Annotated in this window: 17 protein-coding genes; 7 read left to right on the top strand and 10 right to left on the bottom strand. The window is 72.8% G+C overall.

The features are described from left to right. Nucleotides 1–44: 44 nt before the first annotated feature. Nucleotides 45–821 (bottom strand): MBL fold metallo-hydrolase, encoded by a 777-nt coding sequence (locus KPL59_RS16940; RefSeq protein ID WP_308187903.1) that lies wholly within the window; start codon nt 819–821, stop codon nt 45–47. A gap of 136 nt (nt 822–957) precedes the next feature. On the opposite strand from KPL59_RS16940, the gene KPL59_RS16935 reads away from it, so the two are divergent. The 3 genes from KPL59_RS16935 (at nt 958) to KPL59_RS16925 (ending at nt 4,495) form a co-directional block, all read left to right on the top strand. Continuing rightward, nucleotides 958–1,917, top strand: coding sequence for a LysR family transcriptional regulator (locus KPL59_RS16935; RefSeq protein WP_226352241.1), 960 nt, complete (start codon nt 958–960; stop codon nt 1,915–1,917). A 205-nt stretch (nt 1,918–2,122) separates the two neighbouring features. Then, complete coding sequence (locus KPL59_RS36985) at nt 2,123–3,196, top strand: helix-turn-helix domain-containing protein (protein ID WP_226361367.1); 1,074 nt, start codon at nt 2,123–2,125, stop codon at nt 3,194–3,196. 39 nt (nt 3,197–3,235) lie between these two features. Then, nucleotides 3,236–4,495, top strand: a complete 1,260-nt coding sequence (locus tag KPL59_RS16925) for an acyl-CoA dehydrogenase family protein (protein WP_226361366.1) — start codon at nt 3,236–3,238, stop codon at nt 4,493–4,495. A 72-nt stretch (nt 4,496–4,567) separates the two neighbouring features. Here the strand turns inward: KPL59_RS16925 and KPL59_RS16920 are convergent, their stop codons facing one another. The 9 genes from KPL59_RS16920 to KPL59_RS16885 all read right to left on the bottom strand — a co-directional run bounded on the left by KPL59_RS16920 (nt 4,568) and on the right by KPL59_RS16885 (nt 14,715). Further along, complete coding sequence (locus tag KPL59_RS16920; RefSeq protein WP_308187902.1) at nt 4,568–5,896, bottom strand: enolase C-terminal domain-like protein; 1,329 nt, start codon at nt 5,894–5,896, stop codon at nt 4,568–4,570. Beyond that, nucleotides 5,893–6,195 carry a hypothetical protein gene (locus tag KPL59_RS36980; protein WP_308187901.1) on the bottom strand — a complete coding sequence of 101 codons (303 nt, stop codon included), beginning with the start codon at nt 6,193–6,195 and terminating at the stop codon, nt 5,893–5,895. Before KPL59_RS36980 ends, KPL59_RS16920 begins: the two co-directional genes overlap by 4 nt. Beyond that, nucleotides 6,176–7,402: an aldehyde dehydrogenase family protein gene (locus tag KPL59_RS16915; RefSeq protein WP_308187900.1), complete on the bottom strand. Its 1,227-nt coding sequence runs from the start codon at nt 7,400–7,402 to the stop codon at nt 6,176–6,178. The genes KPL59_RS36980 and KPL59_RS16915 overlap by 20 nt, the downstream gene beginning before the upstream one ends. A gap of 32 nt (nt 7,403–7,434) precedes the next feature. Then, nucleotides 7,435–8,601, bottom strand: a complete 1,167-nt coding sequence (locus KPL59_RS16910) for a mandelate racemase/muconate lactonizing enzyme family protein (RefSeq protein WP_226361365.1) — start codon at nt 8,599–8,601, stop codon at nt 7,435–7,437. A 35-nt stretch (nt 8,602–8,636) separates the two neighbouring features. Beyond that, entirely contained in the window at nt 8,637–9,569 is a 933-nt protein-coding gene (gene kdgD, locus KPL59_RS16905) for a 5-dehydro-4-deoxyglucarate dehydratase (RefSeq protein WP_226361364.1), read from the bottom strand. Between the two features lie 101 nt (nt 9,570–9,670). Then, the gene (locus tag KPL59_RS16900) at nt 9,671–10,582 is read right to left on the bottom strand and encodes a LysR family transcriptional regulator (protein ID WP_226361363.1); all 912 of its coding nucleotides are present in this window, start codon (nt 10,580–10,582) and stop codon (nt 9,671–9,673) included. A 69-nt stretch (nt 10,583–10,651) separates the two neighbouring features. Further along, the gene (locus tag KPL59_RS16895) at nt 10,652–12,013 is read right to left on the bottom strand and encodes an MFS transporter (protein WP_226361362.1); all 1,362 of its coding nucleotides are present in this window, start codon (nt 12,011–12,013) and stop codon (nt 10,652–10,654) included. 130 nt (nt 12,014–12,143) lie between these two features. Further along, nucleotides 12,144–13,805: an NAD(P)/FAD-dependent oxidoreductase gene (locus tag KPL59_RS16890; protein WP_226361361.1), complete on the bottom strand. Its 1,662-nt coding sequence runs from the start codon at nt 13,803–13,805 to the stop codon at nt 12,144–12,146. 70 nt (nt 13,806–13,875) lie between these two features. Then, nucleotides 13,876–14,715, bottom strand: a complete 840-nt coding sequence (locus KPL59_RS16885) for an SDR family oxidoreductase (RefSeq protein WP_226352233.1) — start codon at nt 14,713–14,715, stop codon at nt 13,876–13,878. A 177-nt stretch (nt 14,716–14,892) separates the two neighbouring features. Between KPL59_RS16885 and KPL59_RS16880 the strand changes: the two genes are divergently transcribed. From KPL59_RS16880 to KPL59_RS16865, 4 genes are all read left to right on the top strand, one after another. Then, nucleotides 14,893–16,056, top strand: coding sequence for a S9 family peptidase (locus KPL59_RS16880; protein WP_226361360.1), 1,164 nt, complete (start codon nt 14,893–14,895; stop codon nt 16,054–16,056). Nucleotides 16,057–16,384: 328 nt separating this feature from the next. After that, entirely contained in the window at nt 16,385–17,641 is a 1,257-nt protein-coding gene (locus KPL59_RS16875) for a LuxR C-terminal-related transcriptional regulator (RefSeq protein WP_226352231.1), read from the top strand. Further along, entirely contained in the window at nt 17,638–18,237 is a 600-nt protein-coding gene (locus KPL59_RS16870; protein ID WP_226361359.1) for a hypothetical protein, read from the top strand. The genes KPL59_RS16875 and KPL59_RS16870 overlap by 4 nt, the downstream gene beginning before the upstream one ends. Before the next feature lie 96 nt (nt 18,238–18,333). Next, complete coding sequence (locus KPL59_RS16865) at nt 18,334–19,203, top strand: ABC transporter permease (RefSeq protein WP_226361358.1); 870 nt, start codon at nt 18,334–18,336, stop codon at nt 19,201–19,203. The last annotated feature ends 2 nt before the right edge of the window (nt 19,204–19,205 follow it).

Genomic DNA, 19,205 nt, shown 5'->3' with positions numbered 1-19,205 from the left:
GCAGGTTGCCGACGATCCGCTCGCTGTCCAGCCAGTCCGCGTACTCACCGAGGTCGGTGCCGCGGGCGGCCTCCAGCGGGCTGACCCCGGGCCTCGACGCCCCGGCGCGCGACGTCCTGGACGAAGCGCAGGTAGCCGAGCGTCCGTCCGATGACCTCCGGGCCGCACACCGGGCCGTGACCCGGCACGATCGTGCGGGCGCCGAGCCCGGCGACGACATCGGTCAGTACGGCCACCGAACCCGCGACCGAGCCGGACAGCAGGAACGGTGTCCCGCCCGCGAACAGCAGGTCACCCGCGAACAGCACGGCGTGCTCCGGTACCCAGACCACCGAGTCGTTCGTGGTGTGGGCCGGGACGCCGACGTGGGTGACCTCGCAGCGCAGGTCGTCGACCCACAGGGTGACGCCGTCGCGGTAGGTCAGGAACGGCCGCGCGGCGGGCAGATCGCCCTCGTCGACCGGTTCGAAGACCCCCTCCAGCGGCGGGAGCGCGGCCATGGCCAGCATCTCGGAGCGGGTCTGCTCCTGCGCGACGATCGTCGCGCCGGGGAACCAGCCGTTGCCCGCCGTGTGGTCGGGGTGGCTGTGGGTGTTGACCAGCGTCCGGACCGGTGCGGACGAGTGACGACCGACGGTGTGGAGGAACGCGCGGGTGCGTCGTTCGGTGGAGCACGAGTCGATGGCGACGACACCGTCCCGGCCGACGAGGAAGCCGGTGTTGTTGATCATCCAGCCGCCGTCGGGCTGGACGTAGGCGAAGAGCCCGCCACCGAGGTCCTCGACCCGGGGTGGTCCCGGGTCCGGGTGGGTGCGACTCATCCGTGGCCTCCTCGCCGATGTGACTCCAGCTACTCTGCGACCTGTGCAGCTCATCAGGGAAGCTGAGATCACTGATGACTCCCATCAGCGCCGTGAATAGGCGTCGTGAGTATCGGAACGGAGGGCGGAAGACGTCGTGAACCTCGCCGGTCTCGATCTCAACCTGCTCGTCCCACTGGACGTCCTGCTGGAGGAACGTTCGGTGACCCGGGCCGCCGCCCGTCTCGGCCTCTCCCAGCCGGCACTGTCCGCCGCGCTGGGCCGGCTGCGCCGGCACTTCGGTGATCCGCTGCTCGTGCGCTCGGGCAACACCTACGAGCTCAGCCCGCTGGCCCGGACGTTGCGCGGGCGCGCGTCGCGGGCCCTCGACGAGGTCGAGCGCGTGTTCACGAGCCGGGCCGAGTTCGACCCGGCGACCTCGCGCCGCACCTTCACCGTCCAGACCTCGGACTACGCGATGGCGGTGCTGGGCTCGCGGGTGGCCCGGATCGCGGCCGAGCGGGCTCCGGGTGTCCGGATCCGGTTCCAGAACCACTCCGTCGTCGTGAACGGCGACATGAGCACCGACTGGCTGCGCGCGGTCGACGGCATGATCCTGCCGCGCGGGTTCGTCTTCGACCTGCCGTCGGTCGACCTGTTCACCGACGAGTGGGTCTGTCTGACCGACCGCGGCAACCCGGAGATCGGGGACAGCCTCACCATGGACGACGTCGTGCGGCTGCCGTGGGTCCTGACCTACCACGGCCCGAGCCGGTTCATCGCGGCCGTCCGCCAGCTCCAGCTCCAGGGCGTCGAGCCCCGGGTGGAGGCGGTCGTCGAGAGCTTCCTGGCGCTGCCGTTCTACCTGGCGGGGACCTCGCGCCTGACCATGGTGCAGCGGCACCTCGCCCGTGCGCTCGCCACCAACGGGGCACTGCGCGTGCTGGCGTGTCCGTGGAACGTCGTCCCCATTGCCGAGACCCTGTGGTGGCACCCGGTGCACACCTACGACCACGACCACGTCTGGTTCCGGGAGCTCCTCGGCGAGGCGGCGGGGGAGCTCGCCGGGGACCCGGGTCCCCCCGGGCCGCGGACGTCGGCGCCGGTCACGTCGTGACCGGCGCCGCGGCGTCGTGCCGGCGGGAGCCGGGCCGTGATCCGGAGTTCACCGGCGGAAACACTGATGTGCCCTGGAGCGGTCATGCTTCGGTCACCCCGCGCACCCCCGCCGGGACCTGGGTTCCGAGGCGCCACCTCGATAGTGTCCTGGCTCACGGCGACGACGCCATCGGAGCCGATGCGAGCCGTCGAGGAGGCCCCGAGTGCGCTACTGGACCACTGAGGACCGCCCGGCCGGCGAGCAGTTCAGCTACTGGCGCGAGGTGATCTGCGAGGCGTTCACCCCGCTCGCCGCGGAGCTGCCCGGCGCCCGGCGGACCGGGCGGGCGTACGCACACGAGATCCGCAGCTGGGTGCGTTCCAGCAGACTGACCGCGACCAACTGCGCCGAGGTGTCGTCGGCGACCCAGCTCATCACCCACGGCCCGGCCGAGGTGCGCCGCACCGTCACCGACCACGTGTTCGTGAACCTGCAGATCAGCGGGCACTGCATCGGTACCCAGGCCGGGCGCCGCTGCGTCGTGGAGCCGGGTGGCTTCGCGCTGTTCGACACCACCCGTGAGTACGGGCTGGAGTTCGTCGCCGACGACCGGTCCCAGGAGTGGCGCTGCGTGTCGTTCCGGGTGCCCCGCGCCCGGCTGCTGCCGCTGGTGGCCGACCTCGATGCCGCCACCGCGACCACCCACGACGGCTCCTCGCCCGGTCTGGCCCGCATCGTCGCCTCCACCATGCTGTCCACCTGGAACGGCCTCGACGCACTCGACCCGGCCGGCGCGGACGCCGCGGACACCGCGTTCACGACGCTGCTGGCCGCGGCGGCCGGCGGCTCCGACCGGCTGCGCGACACCGGACGCGCGGATCTCGACGCGGGCCTGCGGGCCGCGGTCAACCGCTACCTGGCGGCGCACCTGCGGACCGGCGACACCTCGGCCGCGGCGGTCGCCGCGCGCTTCGGCATCTCGGTCCGCAAGCTGCACCAGCTCTACGAGGGCACCGACCGCAGCTTCTCCCGCACCGTCATGGCCCTGCGCGTCGACGGGTGCACCCGTGAGCTCACCGCACCGACACGGGCCGGGACCCTCACCGAGCTCGCCGCCCGCTGGGGCTTCGCCGACCTGTCCCACCTCAACCGGGTCTTCCGCGCCCACCACGGCTGTCTGCCGTCGGAGTTCGGCGACCGCGAACCGGCCGGACCGTGCACGCCGGTACCGGCCGCGGTGCGCACCGGTTCGATCCCGGGGCGGCCTCCGGCGGCCACGATCGCCCGGCGTCCCTGACCCGGGTCGGGTCGGGGCCCGAGCGGAAGGCATCCGACGATGACACTGGACTTCACCCTCGACGCCGAGCAGCTCGGCCTGCGTGAGCAGGCCCGGCAGTTCGCCGACACCGTCCTGACCGGTGTCGAGGCGGCGATCGCGCCGTTCCCGCAGCCCGCGGAGCGGTTCTACGCCATCGAGCCGTTCTACCGGCAGATGGCCGAGGCCGGGTTCGTGAAGGCGCTGATCCCGGCCGAGTACGGCGGCGGCAAGTTCACCTCGCTGCAGTTCGTGCTCGCCGTCGAGGAGATCGCCCGGGTCGACGTCAACGTCGCCTCCGCGATCCTCGGCACCGGCCTCGGGCTGCACCCGATCGTCCACTTCGGTACCGAGGAGCAGAAGCAGCGGTGGCTGCCCGCGTTCTGCGGGTCCGAGCCCAAGCTCGCCGCGATCGCCTACACCGAGGTCACCGGCGGTGCGAACTACGACTCGCCCGACCCGAAGGTAGGGGTCCAGACCTTCGCCCGGATCGAGGGTGACGAGATCGTCCTCAACGGCGCCAAGCACTACACCACCAACGGCTCCGGCTTCGACGGCCGCGGCGCCGACCTCATCTCGGTCGTCTGTCGTACCGACCCCGCGCTGCCGCCGCAGGAGTCGCTCGCGATCGTCGTCGTCGAGCGGGGCACCCCCGGTGTGGAGATCACCGGCATGCTCGACACCATCGGTCACCGCGCGACCAACTCGCCGCGGGTCGAGTTCCACGACGTCCGGGTCCCGCTGGCGAACATGATCGGCGGCCCCGGCGACGGCATGGAGATGGTGAAGACCGCGTTCACCTGGACCTGTGCGCCGATCGGCGCGGCCTGTGTCGGGCGGATGCGGGCGGCCTTCGACTACGCCTACGAGTTCGCGAAGACCGACAGCCGCTCCGGCCCGCACCCGGTCATCGAGTACCAGAACGCCGGGTACATGCTCGCCGACATCAAGATCCGCATCGAGGCGACCCGCTACCTGTCGTGGAAGGCGGCCGACCACTTCGACCGCACCGGGGGCAAGGACCGCGAGCTCGCGAACATCACGAAGATCTACGCCTCGGAGCGGTCGGTCGACGTCGTCTACGACGCGATGCGCCTGGTCGGGGTGGACGCCTACACCACCGAGACGCCGATCGCCGGGATCATGCAGGACGTCCTGTGCTTCCCCGTCTACGACGGCGGCAACATGGGCGTCCGCCGCCGGCACCTGCACGAGATGCTGATGGAGCCGAGCTACGACCCGCTGGCGTCGGCCGAGAACCGGCTCGCGACCGGCGCCTGACCCCGCGCCCCGCGGCCGGCTGCTCCCCGGTCGGTCGCGGGGCTCGCCGGGACGGCCGTCCCCGTCCCCCGCTCAGCGCACCAGGCAGGGCGTCGTCGGGTCGAACGTCCACCCCGGCACGAGGTACTGCATCGCGGCGGCGTCGTCGCGGGCGCCCAGGCCGTGGTCGAGGTAGCGGCGGTGGGCGGTGGCCAGCGCGTCCTCGTCGAGCGTCACGCCGAGCCCGGGGGTGTCCGGCACGGCGATCCGGCCGCCGGAGATCCGGAACGGGTCGGTGGTGAGCGCCTGGCCGTCCTGCCAGATCCAGTGCGTGTCCAGCGCGGTGATCTCCCCGGGTGCGGCCGCGCCGACGTGGGCGAACATCGCCAGCGAGATGTCGAAGTGGTTGTTGGAGTGCGAGCCCCAGGTCAGCCCGAAGTCCTCACACAGCCCGGCGACGCGGACCGAGCCGCGCATCGTCCAGAAGTGCGGGTCGGCCAGCGGGATGTCGACGGCGTGCTCCCGCACCGCGTGCGCGAGCTGGCGCGGGTCGGTGGCGACCATGTTCGTCGCCGTCGGGAGCCCGGTGCGCCTGCGGAACTCGGCCAGCACCTCCCGGCCGGAGTACCCACCCTCGGCACCGCACGGGTCCTCGGCGTAGGCCAGCACCCCGTGCGCGTCGCGGAGCAGCCGGACGGCGGTGTCGAGCGACCAGCCGCCGTTCGGGTCCAGGGTGATCCGGGCGTCGGGGAAGCGGTCGGCGAGCGCGCGGACCGCGGCCAGCTCCTCCTCCGGCGCGAGCACCCCGCCCTTCAGCTTGAAGTCGGCGAAGCCGTAGCGCTCCTGCGCGGCCTCGGCGAGCGCGACGACCGCGGCCGGGTCGAGTGCCTCCTCCCGGCGCAGGGACTCCCAGCGGTCGGCGGGGCCGGCGCCGTCGTCGTAGGGGAGGTCGGTGCGGGTGCGGTCGCCGACGAAGAACAGGTAGCCGAGGACCGGGACGTCGTCGCGGCGTCGGCCCCCGCCCAGCAGCTCGCACACCGGCACGCCCAGGTAGCGGCCGTGCAGGTCGAGCAGTGCCGACTCCAGCGCGGTCACCGCGTGCACGCCGACCCGCTGGTCGAAGGTCTGCGGGCCGCGCCCGCCGACGTCGCGGCCGGCGACGCGGCCCGCGACGGCGTGCAGCAACGAGCCGTACCGGGCGACCGGTGCGCCCAGCAGCAGCGCGGCGGCCTCCTCGACGGTGGCCCGGATCGCTTCGCCGCCGGGGACCTCGCCGAGCCCGGTACGGCCGTCGGAGTCGGTGACGACCACGACGGTCCGGGTGAAGAACGGCCCGTGTGCGCCGCTCAGGTTCAGCAGCATGCTGTCGTGCCCGGCGACCGGGACGGCGCGCACGGAGGCGATCGTCGGGCCGGTGCTCACGGCAGGACCAGCCGGCCGTCGATCCGGCGGGGGAGCCCGGCCGGCCCCTCGGCCAGCTCCGGCGGCAGCAGCTCTGCCGGGGCGTCCTGCCAGGTCACCGGGCGAAGGAAGCGCCGGATCGCGGTCGGTCCGACGGAGGTGTGCTGGGTGTTCGTCGACGGCCACGGCCCGCCGTGGGTCTGCGCCCAGGACACCGCGACCCCGGTCGGGAACGCGTCGAACAGGATCCGGCCGGCCCGCGGCCGCAGCGTGTCGGCGACGGCGCCGGGCAGCTCCGTCTCACCGGCCCCGCGCAGCACGGTCGCGGTCAGCGAGGACGGCAGCTCCGCCAGCAGGCAGGACAGCGCGGCCTCGCCGTCGTAGCGGACGACGACGCCGAGCGGCCCGAAGCACTCGTCGGTCAGGCCGTCGTGCAACCCGTCCGCGGCGAGGAGCAGCGGTGTGGCGGTGAACCCGTCGGTGGTCTCGGCCGGGGCGCCCTCGGCGACCGTCGACACCCCGGGCAGCGCGCGCCGGCGTGCCGAGATGCTCCGGTAGCTCCCGGCGATACCCTCGTTCAGCAGGACCGGGGCGGGCGCCTCCCGCACGGCGACGGCCATCGCGTCGAGCACGGCGTCGCCGTCCCGGCCGGAGGGGAGCAGGGTCAGCCCGGGCTTCGTGCAGAACTGCCCCCCCGCCCAGGGTGAACGACCCGACGAGCCCCGCGCCCAGGTCGGCGCCCCGCTCCGCCGCGGCGGCCGGGGTGACGACGACCGGGTTCAGCCCGGCCAGCTCCCCGAAGAACGGGATCGGCTCGGGCCTGCGGTCGATGATCTCCATCAGCGCCGTCGCGCCGGTGGGTGAACCGGTGAACCCGACCGCCCGGATCTGGGGGGCGGCGACCAGCGCGGCGCCGGCGGCGAGGCCGTGGACCAGGCCGATCGTGCCGTCCGGGGCACCCGCCTGCGACGCGGCCGCGGCGAGGATCTCCGCGACCAGCGCGGACGTCGCCGGGTGCGAGCCGTGGGCCTTCACCACGACCGGGCAGCCCGCGGCGAGCGCGGCGGCGGTGTCCCCGCCGGGCACCGAGAAGGCGAGGGGAAAGTTGCTCGCCCCGAACACGGCGACCGGGCCGAGCGGCACGAGCATCCGGCGCAGGTCCGGCCGCGGGCCCATCGGGGTGTCCCCGGCGTGGTCGACGGTGGCCTCCACGTAGGAGCCCTCGCGCAGGACCTCGCCGAACAGCCGCAGCTGGAAGCAGGTCCGGGTGAGTTCGCCGTCCAGCCGGGCCTGCCCCAGCGCGGTCTCGCGGTCCGCGACGCCGACGACGTCGGTCCGCCGCGCCTCCAGTGCGTCGGCCAGGGTGTCGAGCAGGTCCGCCCGGCCGTCGCGGCCCAGCGCCTCCAGACCGGGCGCGGCGGCCGCGGCCGCCGCGCACCGGGCGTCGACCTCGGCCGGGGTGGTCTCCGGCGCGACGACCTCGACCGTCCCGCCGGTCCGCGGTTCGACGCTCACGACGTCGGTCATGCGTACTCCTCGTTCGGGGTGGGTGCGTGGGCTCAGTGCGGGGCGTCGACGGTGACGCTGTCGACGGTCCACTCGCGCAGTCGGGCGCTCGGGGTGACTCCGAGGCCGGGACGGTCGGAGACGTACATCCGGCCGTCGCGGATCTCGAGGCGCTCCTCGAACAGCGGGTGCAGCCAGTCGAAGTGCTCCACCCACGGCTCGTGCGGGTAGGCCGCGGCGAGGTGGACGTGGATCTCCATCGCGAAGTGCGGCGCGAGCTGCAGGTGCCGGTGCTCGGCGAGGGTGGCGAGCCGCAGGAACTGGGTGATGCCGCCGATCCGCGGGGCGTCGGGCTGCAGGATGTCGGCGGCGCGCGCGTCGATCAGGCGGACGTGCTCGTCGACGCTGGTCAGCATCTCGCCGGTGGCGATCGCGGTGTCCAGCGACGCGGCCAGTGCGGCGTGGCCCTCGGCGTCGTAGGCGTCGAGCGGCTCCTCGATCCAGACCAGGCCGAACTCCTCCAGCGCGCGGCCGACGCGCATCGCGGTCGGGCGGTCCCACTGCTGGTTGGCGTCGACCATCAGCGGCACGCCGTCGCCCAGGTGCTCGCGGACGGCGGCGACCCGGCGCAGGTCCTCCGCGGAGTCGGGCAGCCCGACCTTGATCTTGATGCCGCCGATGCCCTCGTCCAGGGTGCGCGTGGCGTTGGCCTTGACCTGGTCGATCGTCTCGTGCAGGAAGCCGCCGGACGTGTTGTAGCAGCGCACCGAGTCACGGTGCGCGCCGAGCAGCTTGGCCAGCGGCAGCCCGGCCCGCTTGGCCTTGAGGTCCCACAGCGCGACGTCGATCGCGGCGAGCGCCTGGGTGGCGGCGCCGCTGCGTCCCACCGAGGCGCCGGACCAGACGAGCCGGGTCCAGATCCGGCCGATGTCGCTGGGGTCCTCGCCGATCAGGTCGGGGGCGATCTCCTTCGCGTGCGCGAACTGCGCGGGGCCGCCGGCGCGCTTGGAGTAGCCGAACCCGATGCCCTCGTACCCGGCCTCGGTGCGGATCTCGGCGAACAGGAAAGCCACCTCGGTCATCGGGCGCTGGCGGCCGGTGAAGACCTTGGCGTCGGAGATCGGGTTCGGCAGGGGCAGCGTGACCGAGGACAGGGTGACCGAGGAGATCCGGTCGAGGACGGCCGGGGCGGATGCGGGCAGGGCGAGGCTTGCGGACACGGTTGCTCCTTCGCGAACGGTGCGGGTGTGGCTGCTCAGGCTGCGGTCGCGACCGGCGCGACCTTCTCGACGAGCGCGGTGAGCTCCTCGCGCTCGTCCGTGGTCAGGTCGGTCAGCGGGGGGCGCACGCGGCCCCCGTCGCGGCCGACGGCGCTCAGCCCGGCCTTGACGATGGACACCGCGTAGCCCTTCCGGCGGTCCCGGATCTCGGTGTAGGGGAGCACGAAGGCGTTGAGCAGGCGGTAGACCTCGGGCCGGTCTTGCGCGCGGACCGCGGCGAAGAACCGCAGGGCGAACTCGGGCAGGAAGTTGAACAGCGCCGAGGAGTAGGTGGACACGCCGAGCTGCAGCAGCGGCAGCGCGAACGTCTCGGCGGTGGGGAGCCCGCCGATGTAGATCAGGCGCTCGCCGAGGCGGGCGTAGGTGCGGGTCATCCGCTCGATGTCGCCGCCGCCGTCCTTGAGTCCGATGAGGTTCGGGTTGTGGTCGGCGATCCGGGCGACGGTGACGTCCTCCAGGACGGCGTTGGCCCGGCTGTAGGCGATCACGCCCAGGTCGGTGGCGGCGCAGACGGCGTCGACGTGCGCGGCCAGCCCCTCCTGGGACGCCTCGGTCAGGTACGGCGGCAACAGCAGGATTCCGGCGGCGCCGGCCTCCTGCGCGGCACGGGCCTGGGCGACGGCCGCGGCGGTGCCCCCGGTCGCCGGGGCCAGCACCGGCACCCGGTGGCCGACCTCGTCGACGGCGACGCGCACCACGCGGTCGATCTCGGCCGGTGTCAGGGAGAAGCCCTCCCCGGTGCCACCCGCGGCGAACAGCCCGGCCACGTCGTGGCCTGCCTGCCAGGCCAGGTGGGCGCGGTAGCGCTCCTCGTCGACGGCCAGCGCGTCGTCGAAGTGGGTCACGGGGAAGGACAGCAGGCCGGCGGCCAGGCGGCCGGCCAGCTCGTCGGGGTGCATCGTCGCCACGGTGGTTCGTCCTCGTGTCTCGGCGGCCGCGCCGCGAGGGCGGCGGCACGGAACGGCGAGACCCACGCTAGGAACGGCCCGTGATGCCTGTACAGGACTGCTTAGGCATCGCGTGATGCTTCAGGAACATCGCCGAGCGCGCGCAGGGCTGACCACAGGGCCGGGTTACGGGAGTCCCGCCGCCAGATGAGGTGCAGCTCGACCGGGTCGGCGGGCACGTCGGCGGGGACGGCCAGCTCGGCGAACCTGACACCGTCGATGCCGAGCCGCCGCGCCGAGGCCGGGACGAACGCCAGTCCGCGCCCCGCCTCGACCAGCCACAGCATCGTGAGGATCTGGCTGACGGTGTGCACGACGTTCTGGTGGTCGAGGTGCACCAGCCGGACGACCAGGTCGTAGAAGTACCGCGCCTCCAGCGGCGAGTGCATGATCACCGGCTCGCCGGCGAGGTCGGCGCCGGTCAGCGGCCGCCCGGCCGAGAGCAGCGGGTGCCCCGCCGGGAGTGCGACGAGCACCGCCTCGCGGGACAGCAGGCGCGAGTCGAACACGTCGGCGTCGACGGGCGGGCGGCCCATCCCGAGGTCGATCTCCTCGTTGTGCAGGGCCGCGACCTGGTCGCGGGTGACCCGCTCGGACAGGACCAGCTCGACGTCGGGCAGGTGCCCGGACAACGCGTTGAGCAGCGCGCCGAGCCCGCCGAAGGCCGACGCGGCGGTGAAGGAGATGCGCAGCAGCCCGGCCGACCCCGACGACACCCGCCGTGCCAGACCCGGTGCGGCCTCGGCGAGGGCGAGCAGCCGGCGGGCCTCGGTGAGGAACGCGGCCCCGGCGGGGGTCAGGGCGACGCTGCGGTTGTCACGGTCGAGCAGCTGGGCGCCGACGGCGCGCTCCAGCTTCTGGATCTGGCGGCTCAACGGTGGCTGGGTCATCGAGAGCCGGGCCGCGGCCCGCCCGAAGTGCAGCTCGTCGGCGACGGTCACGAAGCCGCGCAGCTGCTCGAGCGTGAAGGCCATGCGCGGAAGGTAGCAACGACGCGGCCGGGGCCCGCCGCACGCGCAGCGGGCCCCGGCCGGGTGCCCTGCTCAGACGGTCGTCAGGTGGATGCGCCGGATGGTGCCCATCAGGGCGAGCCCGGCCAACGCGACGACGCCGTGTGCCGCGACGAACCAGAGCGCGACGTCGAAGGAGCCGGTGGTCTGGACGGTGTAGCCGATGACGATCGGGGTGACGATCCCGGCGATGTTGCCGAAGGCGTTCATCGTCGAGCCGACGAAGCTCGACGCCTCCCGCGGCGCGATGTCGGTGGTGATCGCCCAGCCCAGGGCGCCCAGGCCCTTGCCGAAGAACGCGATCGTCATCAGCGCGACGATCAGTACGGTGCTGTCGGTGAGGCTGCACAGCGCGATCGCGGTGGCCAGCGCCATCCCGACGACCGAGGGCAGCTTGCGGGCCGTGGTCAGGGACCGGCCGCGGCGCAGCATGCCGTCGGAGAGGAATCCGCCGAGCAGGCCGCAGAGCGCGGGCAGCGCGGCGACGAACCCGACCTCGAGCAGCGACAGTCCGCGGCCCTGGATCAAGTAGACCGGGAACCAGGTGATGAAGAAGTAGGTCAGCGCGTTGACCGCGTACTGCATGACGTAGACGCCCCACAGTGCACGGGAGGAGAAGATCTCCCGGATGGTCGCCGGACTCAGCGCGGAGCGGGCGCGCGGGGAGGTGTCGTCGGTCGCGCGGTCGAGGTCGACCAGGGCGCCGCCGTCGCGCATGACGGCCAGCTCGTCGGAGGTGACCCGCGAGTGCGACGCCGGCGGGAACATCCAGCGCAGCCACAGCAGTGCCAGCGCGAAGCCGAGCACCCCGAGCCCGACGAACACCCAGCGCCAGCCGAACTCCGAGGTCACCCAGCCCATGAGCGGGGCGAACAGGGCGGTCGCGAAGTACTGCGCGGAGTTGAACACCGCCGAGGCGCGGCCGCGCTCGGCGGTGGGGAACCAGGTCGTCGCCACCCGGGCGTTGGCCGGGAACGCGGGCGACTCGAACAGCCCGAGCAGCACCCGCAGGCCGAAGATCACCGAGACGACGGCGAGCACCGACATGCTGACCAGGCCGACGAACGCGATCGAGAACGTCACCAGGGTCCAGAGCGCGATGCTGACCGCGTAGATGCGCCGGGCACCGTAGCGGTCCAGCAGGATCCCCCCGGGCAGCTGGCCGACGACGTAGGCCCAGCTGAACGCGGAGAAGATGTAGCCGAGCTGCACGGAGTCGAAGCCGAGCTCGTCCTGCATGGTGCTGCCGGTGATCGACAGGCTGCTGCGGTCGGCGTAGTTGACCGCCGTGATGATGAAGATCAGCCCGAGCACGAGGAAGCGGGTCGGCACGCGCCGCCCGGCCGCGCGGGTCGGGGTCCTCCCGGTACTCGGGGCCAGGTCGCTCTCAGACATCGGTGTCCTCCTCCGGCGGGGTTGCCGGAGACGGTAGGAACCCGCACCGATACCGGTCCAACACCACTACGGCATCACGTGATGCCCACGGGGTATCGGGCCCGGTCCGGGCCCGGCGGGGCGACGCGCATCAGCCGGGCAGCGCGGGCGGCGCGAGCTCGGCGAACCGGTCCCCGGGGCCGGGGTTCTCCGGCGGGGTCGCCCCGCCCAGGTGCGCGACGATCCCCCAGACCGCGTTGAGCGCGGTCTGCACGGCACCCTCCGCCCAGGCCGGGGTCCACGACACGTCGTCGCCCGCCATGAAGATCCCGCGCTCGGCCGCCGGCAGGTCGTCCTGCACGAAGTGGCAGTACATCCGCCGGTTGTAGCGGTAGTGGCCGGGCAGGGCGCCCTTGAACGCACCCAGGCTGTGCGGGTCGGACTCCCAGGTCACCGTGATCGGGTCGCCGATGACGTGCGCCCCGATGTCGACGGACGGGTAGATCCGCCGCAGCGCGCCCAGCGCCAGCTCGACCCGCTTCTCCACCGGGTACGGCAGCATCTTCAGCGAGTCGCTCATCCACGAGTAGGACAGGCAGATCACCCCGGGCCGGCCCGGTCCGTTGTCGAACAGGTAGGTGCTGCGGGTGAGCCGGTCGGTCAGCGTGGTGGACATGACCTCGCGGCCGGTCGACGGGTCGATGTCCCGCCAGAACGGCCGGTCCACCATCACGAACGTCTTGGTCGACTGCATGTAGCGGGTGCGGTCCAGGGCCATCCACACGTCCTGGCCGAACAGCGACTCGTCGGTGTCGATCTGGGTGGACAACAGCCAGCTCTGGCAGGTGGTGAGCACTGCGGACACGTCGCGGATGCCGCCGTAGACGTCGGTGACGCGGATCGTGTCCGCGTCGAGCCGGTGCAGCCGGGCGACGCCCGGGCGGGTCCCGCCCCCGTGCAGCGACGACAGGCTGGTCCCGGCGGGCCAGTGCACCAGGTCGTCGGGGGTGCGCGTCCACAGTCCCTGCGGCACCTGCTCCACCCCGCCGACGACCAGCTGCTGGTCGTCCTCGCAGCCGGTCAGCACCACCCGCAGGATCTCCAGCATCGAGTTCGGGAAGTCCGAGTCCCAGCCACCGGTTCCGAACCCCACCTGGCCGAACGCCTCGCGGTGGGCGAAGGACAGGTCGGAGAACGCCTTCGACGTGGACACGAAGTCGTAGAAGGTGCGGTCGTCCCACACCTCGACGAGCTCCGCCCACAGCGCCCGGATGCGCGCGGTGTCGCGCTCGCGGATCGCCTGCTGCAGGTCGCTGAAGCCCGCGCCCTCCTCCAGCGCGCTCGCCCAGGCGTCGGCGACCTCGGTGAAGAACGGCGGCAGGTCGGCCAGGGTCCGGCCGTAGTACGTCCGCCCGTGCAGGTCGATCACCGTGCTGCCGGCGGCCTCGGTCAGCGGGTTCGGGAACGGCGCAGTCTCCAGCCCGAGCAGGTCCACGTAGTGGTGGAACGCGGTCGAGGAGCGGGGGAAGCGCATCCCGCCCAGCTCGGCGACGATCCCGTCGGCCCCCTCGAAGGGCTGTGAGCGCAGCCGTCCACCCAGGTGCGAGGACTCGTACACGACCGGCCGCAGCCCGATGCGCATCAGCTCGTAGGCGGCGACGAGCCCGGCGATCCCGGCCCCGACGACCACGACCTCGGACCCCAGCCGGTCCGGTGGGACCCGGCCGAGACCGGCCGGGTGGGCCAGCCAGTCGTCGTAGGGGAAGGGGAAGTCCGGGCCGAACGCGGTGAGGGGTGGCTGCTCGGGGCTCATGGGTGGGCTCCTCGGGTCGTGTGCCGGGGGTCACCCGGCCCTACGACCCTAGTCAGGGCCCACCGGGGAATCAGCCCTTTCCGCGTCGCGAGCGCACGGCCCCGGTGACGATCCGCTGGTAGGTGGTCGGCAGCAGCCGCACCATGGAGTCGATCGCCCAGGCGTCCGGTCCGATGAGGACGCGGCGCTGGTTGCGCCGCACGCCGTCGAGGATGGTCTTCGCGGCCCGGTCGGGGGTCGTGTTCAGCATCCGCTCGAACTCCGCGGTGGCCGCGGCGGCGGGCTTGCCGGTGGCGGTGGCGACGCTGTCGTCGACCCGGGCGGCCTTCGCGATGTTGGTGCGGATCCCGCCGGGGTGCACGCAGGTCGCCGACACCGGGGAGCCGGTGAGCTCGAGGTCCTGGCGCAGCGACTCGGTGAACCCGCGGACCGCGTACTTGGAGGCGTTGTAGCCGCTCATCAGGGGCTGCGCGGCCACGCCGAAGATGCTCGACAGGTTGACGACGTGCCCCGCCCCGGCGGCCTCCAGGTGCGGCAGGAACGCCTTGGTCCCGTGGACCACGCCCCAGAAGTTGATGTCCATGATCCAGCGGTAGTCCTCGAGGGACAGGCCCCCGACGGTCCCGGACAGCGCGACCCCGGCGTTGTTCACGATCATGTGCACCGCGCCGTGGTCGGCGACGACGGCGTCGGCCCAGCCGTAGACGGCCTTCTCGTCGGCGACGTCGAGCTCGGCGGTGGTGACCCGCACCTGCGGCCCGGCGAGCGCGGCGGTCTCGGCGAGGCCCGCGGCGTCCCGGTCGGCCAGGGCGAGGTGGCAGCCGTCGCCCGCGAGGCGCAGGGCCAGCGCGCGCCCGATGCCGGACCCGGCTCCGGTGATCGCGGCGGTACGACCGGTGAAGGACTTCATCGTCGAGCTCCCCCTCCTACGGGTGTGCCGGAGACCCTAATCCGACGACGGCCGACTCCTCAGGTCCGGGTGATCGGCACCACCCACCGGGCGACCGAGCCCACGGAACGGAACCGTTCCGTCTGCTAGCTTCGAACGAGACGGAACGGTTCCGTCTCGTTCAACTGGGAGGTTCCGATGAAGTTCCTCTACGACGACGAGTCCTTCTCCTTCGAGGCGCTGCGGGCCGCGGGCTACGCCCCCTACGGCGGCGCCGAGCTGGGGGAGGTCCTGGTCACCTGCCGGGCGATCCCCGAGGGCGACGAGGTGGCGTGGTCGACCCGGTGGGCCGCCACCGCCGCGCGGGTCGAGCGCATCGGGCGCGACGCACTGGCCGCCGGTCACCGGGTCAGTGCCCGTGAGGCGCTGCTGCGGGCCTCGAACTACTACCGGACCGCGGACTTCTACCGCCGCGAGGACCCGGCCCGCGACCAGGAGTCCGTCCGGCTGCAGACCGCGTCGCGCCGGACCTTCGCCGACGCCGCCGCGCTGCTCGACACCCCGGCCCGCGCCCTGGAGATCCCCTACGAGGGCACCACGCTGCCCGCGTACCTGTTCACCGTCGACGGCTCGGGCGTCCCGCGCCCGACCGTGATCTACCACGGCGGCTACGACTCCACCCTGGAGGAGGACTACTTCGCCCTCGCCGCCGGGGCGCTGCGGCGCGGCTACAACGTGCTCGCCTTCGACGGCCCCGGCCAGGGCGCGACCGTGCGCGCCGGGCTGCACTTCCGCCCCGACTGGGAGGCCGTGGTCACCCCGGTGGTCGACGTCGCGGTCACCCTGCCCGAGGTCGACACCGCGAAGATCGCCCTGGTCGGCACCAGCCTCGGTGGCTACCTCGCGGCCCGCGCCGCCGCCTTCGAGCACCGCCTCGCCGCCTGCGTGCTCCACGACGGCGTCTGGGACATGTACGAGACCGTGGCAGGCGTGGCCGCCGCCGCAGCGGACGCCGGTGGAATCGAGGCACTCGTGGCCACGAGCACCTCGGCGCGCTGGCTGGTCGACAACGGGCGCTGGACCTACGGCGTGGCGACCTTCGACGACCTGCTCGAGGCCACCAGGGCCTACACCCTCGACGGCGTCGCCGACCGGATCACCTGCCCCACGCTGGTGCTCGAAGCCGAGAACGACCAGTTCTTCCGTGGCCAGCCACAGCGGGTCCACGACGCGCTGACCTGCCCCAAGGACCTCGTGCTGTTCCCGGAGGACGAGGGCGGCGGCGAACACTGTCACGAGGGCGCCACCCTGCGGTTCCACCAGGTCGTCTTCGACTGGCTCGACGGCGTCCTCGCTGACTAGTCCCATCGGGTGAACCTCGCGGCGCGCGACCGGCCTGAGCGCGCCACGACCGAAAACGGTCCGACCGCTCGGAATCTGCACTCTTCGTGACCGAATCATGCCTCCGGGAGGGGCATTCACCTGCGTGTTCGGGTGGCAGCACCCCGGTTGATTTGCGGTGGACGTGACTTCTGTCGCACTGTAAAACAGTCAATGATGACCGTAAGTGAGGCGGATCCGAGGATCCGGGCGGTCGCAACCCGGGCGTCCCCACCTCGTTGCAGGGGAGAGCAACACACCCCGGGGTCGATGGTGACGTCGACACCGCCTCAACGAGGAGGAGGACGGTATGGGCGAGAGCACGAGCCGCGTGGCGTTCATGCGTCGCTGCGACACCGGCGGCCGCTGGCCCGGCCAGGGGCGCCGGATGCCGCGGGCCCAGTCCTCACGCGTCGTGGACCTGCTGTTGGCCGCTCGCCGCCTCCTCGACGACGGTCGCCTCCCGCACCCCGAGCACGTCGTCGACCTGGGGTCGGCCCGCGTGGTGCTGCGGACGGTGTGGGCCGAGGCCATGTCCTCGCTCGGGTCGGGCTCGGTCCCGTCGCCGGACCTGGTGAGCATGCTCGGTGAGGTCAAGGAGCTCGACGAGCAGCTCCTGCTCGACGAGCTCGCCCACTCCGACCGTGCGCTGCAGGGCGTCCGCACCGCGCTCGCCCAGCTCGGTGAGGCCCGCACCAGCACCACCCTGCTGGACACCGCCGCCTCCACCGCCTGCAGCCTCGGCTTCGACCGCTCGATCATCTCCCGGGTCGCGGACTCGCTGTGGATCCCGGAGCGCGTGCACGTGGAACGCGACCCGGCCTGGGCCGAGGAGATCCTCGAGCTGGGGCGCTGTCACCCGCAGACCCTCGACGGCCGGATCGTCGAGACCGAGATGGTCCGGCGCCGCACCTCGCTGCTGGTCGACGAGGTGCAGGAACGCCCCGGCGTCAACCGGCCGATCGCCGACGCCTCGATGTCGCGCAGCTACTGCGCGGCGCCGATCCTCGTGCACGGCGTCGTCGCCGGGTTCGTCCACGCCGACTGCTACTACCAGCAGCGCAACGTCGACCCGCTCGACCGCCAGCTGCTCACCCTCTACGCGCAGGGACTCGGCCAGGCGCTGACCCGCACGATGGTCCTCGACGAGATGGACCAGATCCGTGCCGACGCCGACCGGCTCGCCCGCCGGATCACCGACGCCCGCGAAGGCGACCTCGGCGACGGCTGGTGGGGCCACGGCGAGAACGGCCGGGTCACCGAGGGGGTCCCGGGCGGACAGACCGGTCCGCAGCGCAGCATCGTCGACGGGTTCCTGCGCTCCGCGCCGGTCGACCCGTCGCTCACCCGTCGCGAGGTCGAGGTCCTGCGGCTGATGGCCACCGGCGACACCAACGCCCGCATCGCCACCCGCCTGGTGATCTCCGAGGGCACGGTGAAGTCGCACGTCAAGCACATCCTGCGCAAGCTCGGCGCCGCGAACCGCGCCGAGGCCGTCTCGCACTGGCTGCGGGCCGAGCACGACCGGGCGGTCCGGACGCCCGCGGGTCCGGCCGGCTACCGGTGACCGCTCGCGCGGGTTCGTCCCGCGGAGCGCTGCCCCCGCCGTTGCGGGACTACCTGGGCCGGCTCGACGCGGCCACCCGCCACCTCACGTTCACCGCCCGCCAGGACCTGCGGTCCCACGTCTGGACCGAGCTGGCGCGCACGGCGGGTCCCGCGCCGGCCGAGGAGCAGCTCGTCCGCGCCCTGGAACGCCTCGGCCCGCCCGAGGCCCTCGTGCCCTCCCCCGTGGGGGGTGCCCCGCATGCCCCCCGCGACCCCGCGGTCGTGCACCTGCTCGGCTGTTCCCTGCTGACCGTGGGGGTGACCGGGCTGATCGGGCTGGTCCGGGTCTGGCGTTCGCCGACCTGGCCGGTCCGCGACGCGCTGACCGCCACCGTCCTGGTGGTGGCCGGTGCCGTCGCACTTCCCCTGGTGACCGGGATCCACCCGGCCGCCGGAGCACTGCTCGGCGGCCTCGGAGCGGGAGCCCCGACGGCCGCGCTCGTCCTCGGTGCGGTGCTGCTGATCCAGCGCCGGGCCCAGCGCAGGGAAATCCGTACGGAGCACGCCGCGGAGCCGGTCGCCCGTACCACCGATACCCCCCCAGGGGGAGGGTGATCCGCCCCCCACGGGAGGTGTGACCCCCGCCTCCGCGGAGCGAGACTTCAGCTCGGTGGACCCGGACTGTTCCGGCCCCGCACTCGAAGGAGAGTTATGACCACGCCTGGGACCCTCACCCAGACGCCCGACGAGACCGTCGAGGTACCGCGCAGGACGGCGGGTTCCGGCGGGGCGGGCGTGCTGCGTCAGGTCGCCGACCCGTTCGTCACCGCGGGCGAGATGTGGCAGCTGATGGTCAAGGTGTTCGTCCTTGCCGTCCGCAAGCCGGTCGGCTTCTGGGCCGACACCCGCGACCAGTGCTTCGACATCCTCAAGCTCACCTGGCTCCCGATGTCCCTCGCGGCGTTCGGGTTCGGGTTCGGTGCGCCGGGGCTCACCGGCGGCGCCATCTTCTACACCTTCGGCATCCCGTACCGGCTCGGAGCGTTCTTCGAGTTCGCGTCGGTCCGCGAGTTCGCCCCGTTCATCAACGGGATGGTCGTCGCCGGTGTCGTCGGAACGGCCATCACGGCCGACCTCGGAGCCCGCCGCATCCGCGACGAGATCGACGCCATGGAGGTCCTCGGCGTCGACCCGATGCGGACGCTGGTGCTGCCGCGGGTCCTGGCCTGCACGATCATGACCGCCGTCCTGGACATCCTGGCGCTGGTCGTCGGTCTGGTCAGCGGCTACGTCGCGGCAGGTCCGATCTTCGACGCCAGCTACGCGGGCTACTACGGCTCCCTGTTCGACCTGCTCAACACGGTCGACCTGTGGGGCAGCGTCGTGAAGTGCGCGATCTACGGGCTGATCATCGGCGTCGTCTGCTGCTACGTCGGGCTCAACGCCAAGGGCGGTCCGATCGGTGTGGGGAAGGCGGTCAAGCAGGCCGTCGTCATCTCCTTCGCCGGCATCTGGGTCATCAACTTCGTGTTCACGCTGACCATGCTCGGCCTGAACCCGCAGATGAGCGTCTACAAGTAAGG

It is taken from the genome of Pseudonocardia sp. ICBG1142 (genome assembly GCF_020496255.1).
In the GTDB taxonomy this organism is placed as follows: domain Bacteria; phylum Actinomycetota; class Actinomycetes; order Mycobacteriales; family Pseudonocardiaceae; genus Pseudonocardia.
This window is presented reverse-complemented; position numbering and strand designations above follow the sequence as displayed.

Excerpts from the sequence above, each read along its gene's own strand:
- KPL59_RS16925 (WP_226361366.1), top strand. The coding sequence starts at position 3,236 with ATGACACTGGACTTCACCCTCGACGCCGAGCAGCTCGGCCTGCGTGAG.
- KPL59_RS16875 (WP_226352231.1), top strand. The coding sequence starts at position 16,385 with ATGGGCGAGAGCACGAGCCGCGTGGCGTTCATGCGTCGCTGCGACACC.
- KPL59_RS16940 (WP_308187903.1), bottom strand. The coding sequence starts at position 821 with ATGAGTCGCACCCACCCGGACCCGGGACCACCCCGGGTCGAGGACCTC.
- KPL59_RS16890 (WP_226361361.1), bottom strand. The coding sequence starts at position 13,805 with ATGAGCCCCGAGCAGCCACCCCTCACCGCGTTCGGCCCGGACTTCCCC.
- KPL59_RS16895 (WP_226361362.1), bottom strand. The coding sequence starts at position 12,013 with ATGTCTGAGAGCGACCTGGCCCCGAGTACCGGGAGGACCCCGACCCGC.
- KPL59_RS16915 (WP_308187900.1), bottom strand. The coding sequence starts at position 7,402 with ATGACCGACGTCGTGAGCGTCGAACCGCGGACCGGCGGGACGGTCGAG.
- KPL59_RS16865 (WP_226361358.1), top strand. The coding sequence starts at position 18,334 with ATGACCACGCCTGGGACCCTCACCCAGACGCCCGACGAGACCGTCGAG.
- KPL59_RS16880 (WP_226361360.1), top strand. The coding sequence starts at position 14,893 with ATGAAGTTCCTCTACGACGACGAGTCCTTCTCCTTCGAGGCGCTGCGG.
- KPL59_RS16885 (WP_226352233.1), bottom strand. The coding sequence starts at position 14,715 with ATGAAGTCCTTCACCGGTCGTACCGCCGCGATCACCGGAGCCGGGTCC.
- KPL59_RS16900 (WP_226361363.1), bottom strand. The coding sequence starts at position 10,582 with ATGGCCTTCACGCTCGAGCAGCTGCGCGGCTTCGTGACCGTCGCCGAC.